Below are 6,911 nucleotides of genomic sequence, written 5' to 3'. Positions count from 1 at the left end.
GATCTGGTGATTCTAGCAAAGTGGTCACACCTGTTCCCATCTCGAACACAGAAGTTAAGCACTTTAGCGGCGACAATATCTAGCCCAGCGTTAGTGAAGATAGCTCATTGCCAGGTAATTCGACATCTATTTGGATGTCTTTTTTTTATGTAATTTATGATATAGTTAGACTATAGAATTAGGAGGATACTATGAAGTATTTTAAACTTGGAAAAAGTAATCTTGAAGTATCAAATATTGGACTTGGATGTATGCGTATGGCTGGTAAATCATTGGATGAAGCAAAAGAAATCGTAAAAATGTCAATAGATTCTGGTATTAACTTTTTTGATCATGCTGATATCTATGGTAAAGGTGAATCGGAAGTAATTTTTGGCCAAGCAGTTAAGTCTTTAGATATAGATAGAGACTCAATTATAGTGCAATCAAAATGCGGTATTAGAGATGGTATGTTTGACTTCTCAAAGGAGCATATAATTAGTTCTGTTCATGAATCCTTAAAGCGTCTTCAGATGGATTACTTGGATGTATTAGTTCTTCATAGACCGGATACACTGTTTGATCCGCTTGAAGTTAATGAGGCTTTCAAACAATTGCATAGTGAGGGTATTGTTCGCAATTTTGGAGTTAGCAATCAAAATCCATATCAAATAGAATTGCTAAAGACCGAGTTGGAGTTTCCTATCTTAACTAACCAAGTACAGTTTTCGATTCGTCACACTCCGATGATAGACGCTGGTTTTAACGTTAACATGAAGACGGATGCTGCAGTAGGTTATGCAATGGGAATCCTTGAACATGCAAGAATGAATGGAATTACTTTACAAGCGTGGTCGCCATTTTATAGTGGACACTTTGAAGAGATTTTTTTAGATAATCCAAAATTCGAAGCACTGAATGAATTGCTAACCAATATTGGAGTTAAATATGGTGTTGCAAAAGATGCGATTGCAGTTAGTTGGATTTTAACACACCCAGCTCAAATGCAAGTTCTAATCGGAAGCATGACTCCTAGACGTATAGAGAGTATTGCAAAAGGTTCTGGAATAGTTCTGACAAGGTCAGAGTGGTATGAAATTTATAGAGCTGCAGGTAATATCTTACCTTAATTTTTAGGTACTATAATGTTGACTTAGTTGTATCAAAAGTATATAATAATTAAGCCTGTTTATAGGCATTTTCGTGTGGGAGAGTGTGCAACATTCGATAACCACACCACAGACAAAAATCAAGGAGGAATGTCGTGTGAGTAAAAAAATTGCAAAAATTGCCAAACTTCAATTCCCTGCTGGAGGAGCTAAACCAGGACCTGCATTAGCTGGTGTTGGAATTAACATGCCTCAATTCACAACTGCATTTAACGATGCAACACGTGATCGCGCAGGAGATATCGTACCTGTTGTTATTACAGTATTTGATGATAAATCATTTGATTTCGCTTTAAAAACAACACCTGCTTCAATCTTATTAAAACGTGCAGCTGGAATCAAAAGTGGTTCAGCAACACCAAGCAAAGCTATTGCTGGAACAATCACAGAAGCACAATTGCGTGAAATTGCAGAGTACAAATTACCTGACTTAAACGCAAATGACGTTGAAGGTGCTATGCGTATTGTTGCTGGTACAGCAAAAAATATGGGTATCGCAATTGAAGGAATGGAGGCATAATTCAAATGGCTAAAAAAACTAAAAACTACAAAAAAGTTGGAGAATTAGTCGATCGTTCAAAAGTTTATACAATCGAAGAAGCATTGAAAACTTTAAGAGAAGCTAACTTTGTTAAATTCGATCCAACAGTCGAAATTTCATATAACCTAAATGTTGATCCACGTCACGCTGATCAACAAATCCGTGGAGCAATGGTATTGCCACATGGTACAGGTCGTTCACAAAAAGTATTAGTTGTAACTCAAGGTGCTAAAGAGCAAGAAGCAAAAGATGCAGGAGCAGATTTTGTTGGTGGTAAAGAAATTCTTGAGGAAGTAAAAAATGGATGGTTTGACTTCGATGTTATCGTTGCTACACCAGACATGATGGGTGAATTAGGTAAACTAGGACGCGTTCTAGGACCTAAAGGATTAATGCCTAACCCTAAAACAGGAACTGTAACTATGGATGTTACAAAAGCTGTTGAAGAAATCAAAAAAGGTAAAATCGAATACCGTGTTGATAAAGAATCAAACATCAATACAATTATTGGTAAACTTTCATTTGATGATTCAGCAATCATTGAAAACTTTAAAGCACTTAACGACACAATCGTTAAAGCACGTCCTGCTGCTGTAAAAGGTACTTACATTAAGAACCTTGTAATTACTACAACAATGGGTCCTGGATTAAAAGTTGCAATTGACTAAAACTACTAAAGAAGCCTCGGCTTCTTTTTTTTATTTAATTTTGAGAAAATACATCATGTAAATATCAATAAATAGATGTAGTTATCGTCATTGAATGTCAATAGTTCCGTATATTTCCTGGACATCAATACAATTTTCATTCGCTAAGGTTGCTGCGTATGCATAAAAAAACCGTACCGTATTGGTGCGGTTTTACTATAAATTAATAGTTATACTGTCTAAATCTCTAGCTAGTTTGTTGAATGAATATATACAAACGTTGAATCATTTGAAAGATCGCGTTGAAATTTGTATCCGTTGACAGAGATTGATTTAAGAGCATTAACTGTGCTTACTTTATTCTTGACGATTTCTTGCACAAATGCACCTCTTGCAGATTTAACATAAGTTGATTTTGCTGTATATTTAACTCCATCAAATTCTCTAAACTCTATATTAATAACGGGACCATCGATTTTTGAAAAGTCTACGGAGTTTGAATACTCTTTTGAGGCTAAATTAACTACAGGCAATTGGAGTGAATTTATATACTCTGTCACATAATCTGTCCAATAGTTATATAAATCTATAGAAATAGCGCTTAGATAATCCAAACGATAAGGTGCAATAGTATCAAAAGGCTTATGTAAGCCAAAGAGTGAAGAAAGTATAATTAAGTGTGTATTAGCATATTCAAGATCAGTTTTTGACCATGAATCTACATTCATAGATTTAAATGAAGCACCTTTAAATGAAAATATTGCAGCACCACAAGGATGGTAGTTATTAATCATTTCTAGAGATTTATAGACAATTTTGTCGGAAGCCTTATAAACTTTTTTTGCTTGATTGAAATCAAGTTGATTGAGTTCATTAAATATCAAAAGAGATTCTTTGTTAAATATAGGTACTTGATGATAGTTCAATGGTGACTCAACCATCGTTTTCGTTGGGGAAATTAATGTAATCATTTTTCGAACAACTCTAAGTAATCACTTTCTTTAAATCCTACCAAGACTTTATTATCATGAATTAGAATTGGCCGCTTCACGAGTCGACCAGATGTTGCGAGTAAATCGATAGCTTCATCATCGGTTAAAGTTGGAAGTTTATCTTTCAAGTGTAGCTCTCGATACATAATACCTGACGTATTGAAAAAGGATTTTAGTGGAAGCCCACTTGTTTTTATCCATGAATGTAATTCTTCAGATGTTGGGTTTTCGTCCATTATTTCGCGTAGATCAAAGTCGACGTTAAGTAATCTGAGTAGCTTTTCTGCTTTCTTACAGGTTGAGCATTTCTTATAGCAAATAAATTGTGTTTTCATATCACTGCCTCCAAGCCAGTAACACTATCTTATCACAGTTTTTACTTTGCCGAAGACTGTTTGAGCAATGAAAAAATCAATTATACTGTGGATAAACCCGCCGATACCAACAAGAAGTATGATATTAACGATGTAACTACTATTCTGGGCTAGAGTTTTAGTGAAGTAAAATGGTGTGACTACCAGAACTTCTGAACTTGCGTGGATAATGGCAATGATAATATTGAAAATAAGTAACTGTTTTTTACTTTTGATAAGTGCAGGGTGCTTTTGCAAATATAGAGCACCGATCGTAGCGAAGATAACATGTGATAGAGCACGTGCAGCAATTTCCGGTGTAGTTGTCATAAGAAAGCCGAAGGCTGTCCCTAGAGCCACAGAAACCGCCGTTACGGGGGATATAAACATTGCAATGAAGATTGGCACGTGTGACGCTAGTGTATAGGATGCTGGGGGCAAAATGAACTTAGGCATAAAAGTGGGAATCGCAATTCCCATTGCAATTAAAATGGCACTCAAGGTAATATTCTTTGTTGTTTTCATAGTTTCTCCTAGGTGTCTTGACACCTAGGACTATAGTAAATAAATAAAAGCTAGGTGTCAAGACACCTAGCTTAGTTTGATTCATAAAGAAGATTATGTTTTCTCAGAAGTTTAAGAATACATTGATAGTGTGCATCATCATTGCATGCAATCGTGTGGATATGAATGCCATCTGTAAGTGAAGACAGTAGCGTTCCATTTTTATTAATGAATGCCTCAATATCTTCATGCGTATTGATATTGAGTTGACCAGTAATTTCACCATAAATCGGGTGTTCCACGGTCACATCAATCACAGAAACATCATTGTCGACCAGTAACGACAATTCTCTTCGTGTGTCTTCATTATGGTGTGCGACAGGAATAATATAGTGAGGGCGTTTATCGGTTTGATTGATAATATAGCCTCGCGGTGTTGCTTGGATTTTAACACCTTGCGCTCGCAAAAGTGCGATATCACCTACGATAATTTGTCGAGAAACCTTAAAGATACTGGCAATATACTGGGCACTAAGTGGGCTTTTTTGTTCTTGCATAAGTAATTCAACAATCGAAATCCTTCGTTTTTCTCCGGTCATTATACTCCCTCAATCTTTCTATATAGTTAATGAATTTATCTTCTAAATACAGTAGGATTTTTATCGCAGTTTGCGAATTGACAGTGAAAGTACATAGTGGTACTGTATTAGTAATAATGATACAGCAAAGGTGGTATTTATGAAAGTCTTATTATATCAACGAGGTGAAAAAGCCTTAAGTAAATCAGGAATTGGGAGAGCAATGAAGCATCAAGTCAGAGCATTGACAGAAGCGGGTGTTCCATTTACAACTGATGAAAATGATTCTTATGATATCGTACACATTAACACAGTCGATCTAGCGGCACGTGCTATGGCTAATAAAGCCCGTAAAGAGGGGAAAAAAGTCGTATACCATGCTCACTCAACAGAGGAAGATTTTAGAAATTCTTTCATATTCTCTAACCAACTATCACCACTTTTTAAAATGCATATTATTTCAAGTTATGAGTTAGGTGATTATATATTAACACCGACTCCATATGCTAAAGAAATTCTTGAATCGTATGGGATAGAGAAACCCATTCAAGCTGTTTCTAACGGTATAGACTTGGCTCGTTTTACACATGATGACTCGAAGGTAAAGGCATTTAGAGAATATTTCAACTTACCGGAAGATCGTAAAGTGATTATTTCAGTCGGATTATATTTTGAGCGTAAAGGACTCCCCGATTTTATGGAAGTCGCACGTGCATTGCCGGAGTACACATTTATTTGGTTTGGACACACGCCACTAGCAAGTGTCACATCTAAGGTTAGAGATGCAATTCGTGAGAAGCCGAATAATGTAATTTTGCCTGGATACATAAAGGGTGACATTATCGAAGGTGCTTATGCATCAGCAGATGTATTCTTTTTCCCATCGTATGAAGAAACTGAAGGAATCGTAGTCTTGGAGGCTTTAGCTTCCCGTTGTCAAACCATTGTTCGTGATATTGGTGTCTATGACCCATGGTTGGTTCATGAGGAAAGTTGTTATAAAGGAAATTCAATCCGTGACTTTGTCTACTTGATTCGAGCATATTTAAGGGATGAATTACCCTCGACAACTGAGGCTGCATATAAAGTTGCCGAAGAACGAAGTATAAAAGAAATTGGAATTCAATTGAAGGATGTTTATGAGCGAGTGTTAAAGGGGGAGTATTGATGGAATTAAAAATTTATGAATCGTCAGTAGATTTGGCAACCTCGTTATTAGGTATTAGTACAGATATTAGACGTGAAAATTTTGATAAATTAATTGATATGTTGCAAGATAGCGGAATTAATATTCAACGTATTGATGATAATCACGCATCAAACCAGTTTAATCTAATATTGCCTGTTCTTGTCTTGGATGGCGAGATTGTTCATTCGGGGGCATATCCTAAAGCTAAGGAATTGTCTGCCATTCTGAAGATAGATGAATCGATTTTTTCTGGAATTGTGGAAAAAAGTGAGTTATTTACTGCTGCAAATACTGGCAGAATCGGTTTGTGTTGTGGTGTAGGGACAGATGTCTATCTAGATCCGTATGACGACGACATGGAGGATTTTTAATGATAAAAAAAATTTCTATCGTTGGTGTTTTTTTAGTCTTATTGATAGGATGTGGCTCTAAAGACCCTGAAATAGTTAAGCCGGTAGAGCCGGAAATCGTTTTGGAAACGTCACTAAATTTGTCTCTAAAAGGCGTAAAGTACGTTCTACCGGCTCCGTATCAAGAGTTCGTTGCGAATGGGTGGGTTCCTGAACAGGATATTGATCAAGTAATGCCGCCAAAAACAAAAATGAGTAATATGTATTTAAGAAATAATGACAATATCATAAAAGTAACGTTTAGTAACGACAGTGACCAAGAAGTGATAATGTCAGATGCAAAAATTGCAGAGATATATGCTGAAAATAGAACTTTTGGCGGCGATGTATCCGTAGATATCGTAGTAAATGAGTTTTTGACATTTGAAACGCCTTTAAGTGATGTAGAAGCAAGGTTTGGCGTTTATGAGTTAAAGTCGAATGAGGTATTTGATGAATATACGTTTATACTGAGTCCTGTTGAAAAACTTGTAATAAGTTATCATAAGGATGGTAGTGACGGAAACCAAAGCCGTTGGATTGGTGTTGTGGATTACAAATAACCCTGCT

10 protein-coding genes and 1 rRNA gene are annotated in these 6,911 nt (G+C 36.1%); 7 read left to right on the top strand and 4 right to left on the bottom strand.

The features are described 5' to 3' along the window. The first annotated feature begins 2 nt into the window (after positions 1-2). From rrf to rplA, 4 genes are all read left to right on the top strand, one after another. Positions 3-116: ribosomal RNA gene (gene rrf / locus GVV19_RS07355) — 5S ribosomal RNA — on the top strand. A gap of 75 nt (positions 117-191) precedes the next feature. Further along, complete coding sequence (locus tag GVV19_RS07350) at positions 192-1,109, top strand: aldo/keto reductase (RefSeq protein ID WP_159639534.1); 918 nt, start codon at positions 192-194, stop codon at positions 1,107-1,109. 136 nt (positions 1,110-1,245) lie between these two features. Then, the gene (gene rplK / locus GVV19_RS07345) at positions 1,246-1,668 is read left to right on the top strand and encodes a 50S ribosomal protein L11 (RefSeq protein WP_159639533.1); all 423 of its coding nucleotides are present in this window, start codon (positions 1,246-1,248) and stop codon (positions 1,666-1,668) included. 5 nt (positions 1,669-1,673) lie between these two features. Further along, positions 1,674-2,357 (top strand): 50S ribosomal protein L1, encoded by a 684-nt coding sequence (rplA, locus tag GVV19_RS07340; protein ID WP_159637785.1) that lies wholly within the window; start codon positions 1,674-1,676, stop codon positions 2,355-2,357. Between the two features lie 230 nt (positions 2,358-2,587). Here rplA and GVV19_RS07335 read toward each other — a convergent pair whose 3' ends face one another. From GVV19_RS07335 to GVV19_RS07320, 4 genes are all read right to left on the bottom strand, one after another. Continuing rightward, positions 2,588-3,307, bottom strand: a complete 720-nt coding sequence (locus GVV19_RS07335) for a YaaA family protein (RefSeq protein WP_159639532.1) — start codon at positions 3,305-3,307, stop codon at positions 2,588-2,590. Next, a complete protein-coding gene (locus GVV19_RS07330) occupies positions 3,304-3,663 on the bottom strand; it encodes an arsenate reductase family protein (protein ID WP_159646715.1) in 360 nt (119 codons plus the stop codon). The genes GVV19_RS07335 and GVV19_RS07330 overlap by 4 nt, the downstream gene beginning before the upstream one ends. A 24-nt stretch (positions 3,664-3,687) precedes the next feature. Then, positions 3,688-4,206, bottom strand: a complete 519-nt coding sequence (locus GVV19_RS07325; RefSeq protein WP_159637779.1) for a hypothetical protein — start codon at positions 4,204-4,206, stop codon at positions 3,688-3,690. A 71-nt stretch (positions 4,207-4,277) separates the two neighbouring features. Beyond that, positions 4,278-4,784 (bottom strand): transcription repressor NadR, encoded by a 507-nt coding sequence (locus GVV19_RS07320; RefSeq protein WP_159639530.1) that lies wholly within the window; start codon positions 4,782-4,784, stop codon positions 4,278-4,280. A gap of 139 nt (positions 4,785-4,923) precedes the next feature. On the opposite strand from GVV19_RS07320, the gene GVV19_RS07315 reads away from it, so the two are divergent. The 3 genes from GVV19_RS07315 to GVV19_RS07305 are packed head-to-tail and all read left to right on the top strand — an operon-like array spanning position 4,924 to position 6,904. Continuing rightward, the gene (locus GVV19_RS07315) at positions 4,924-5,931 is read left to right on the top strand and encodes a glycosyltransferase family 4 protein (RefSeq protein ID WP_159637775.1); all 1,008 of its coding nucleotides are present in this window, start codon (positions 4,924-4,926) and stop codon (positions 5,929-5,931) included. Continuing rightward, on the top strand, positions 5,931-6,323 hold the full coding sequence (locus tag GVV19_RS07310; protein WP_159646713.1) for an arsenic metallochaperone ArsD family protein: 393 nt from the start codon (positions 5,931-5,933) through the stop codon (positions 6,321-6,323). Before GVV19_RS07315 ends, GVV19_RS07310 begins: the two co-directional genes overlap by 1 nt. Then, positions 6,323-6,904, top strand: coding sequence for a hypothetical protein (locus GVV19_RS07305; RefSeq protein ID WP_159646711.1), 582 nt, complete (start codon positions 6,323-6,325; stop codon positions 6,902-6,904). The genes GVV19_RS07310 and GVV19_RS07305 overlap by 1 nt, the downstream gene beginning before the upstream one ends. Positions 6,905-6,911 lie beyond the last annotated feature (7 nt).

It is taken from the genome of Erysipelothrix anatis, from assembly GCF_009828745.1.
Taxonomy (GTDB): domain Bacteria; phylum Bacillota_I; class Bacilli_A; order Erysipelotrichales; family Erysipelotrichaceae; genus Erysipelothrix; species Erysipelothrix anatis.
Note: the sequence above shows the minus strand (reverse complement) of the source record. Positions and strands in the feature narration are given on the sequence as shown.

Coding starts and splice junctions, on each gene's coding strand:
- GVV19_RS07350 (WP_159639534.1), top strand. CDS start 192: ATGAAGTATTTTAAACTTGGAAAAAGTAATCTTGAAGTATCAAATATT.
- rplA (WP_159637785.1), top strand. CDS start 1,674: ATGGCTAAAAAAACTAAAAACTACAAAAAAGTTGGAGAATTAGTCGAT.
- GVV19_RS07335 (WP_159639532.1), bottom strand. CDS start 3,307: ATGATTACATTAATTTCCCCAACGAAAACGATGGTTGAGTCACCATTG.
- GVV19_RS07330 (WP_159646715.1), bottom strand. CDS start 3,663: ATGAAAACACAATTTATTTGCTATAAGAAATGCTCAACCTGTAAGAAA.
- GVV19_RS07325 (WP_159637779.1), bottom strand. CDS start 4,206: ATGAAAACAACAAAGAATATTACCTTGAGTGCCATTTTAATTGCAATG.
- GVV19_RS07320 (WP_159639530.1), bottom strand. CDS start 4,784: ATGACCGGAGAAAAACGAAGGATTTCGATTGTTGAATTACTTATGCAA.
- GVV19_RS07315 (WP_159637775.1), top strand. CDS start 4,924: ATGAAAGTCTTATTATATCAACGAGGTGAAAAAGCCTTAAGTAAATCA.
- GVV19_RS07310 (WP_159646713.1), top strand. CDS start 5,931: ATGGAATTAAAAATTTATGAATCGTCAGTAGATTTGGCAACCTCGTTA.
- GVV19_RS07305 (WP_159646711.1), top strand. CDS start 6,323: ATGATAAAAAAAATTTCTATCGTTGGTGTTTTTTTAGTCTTATTGATA.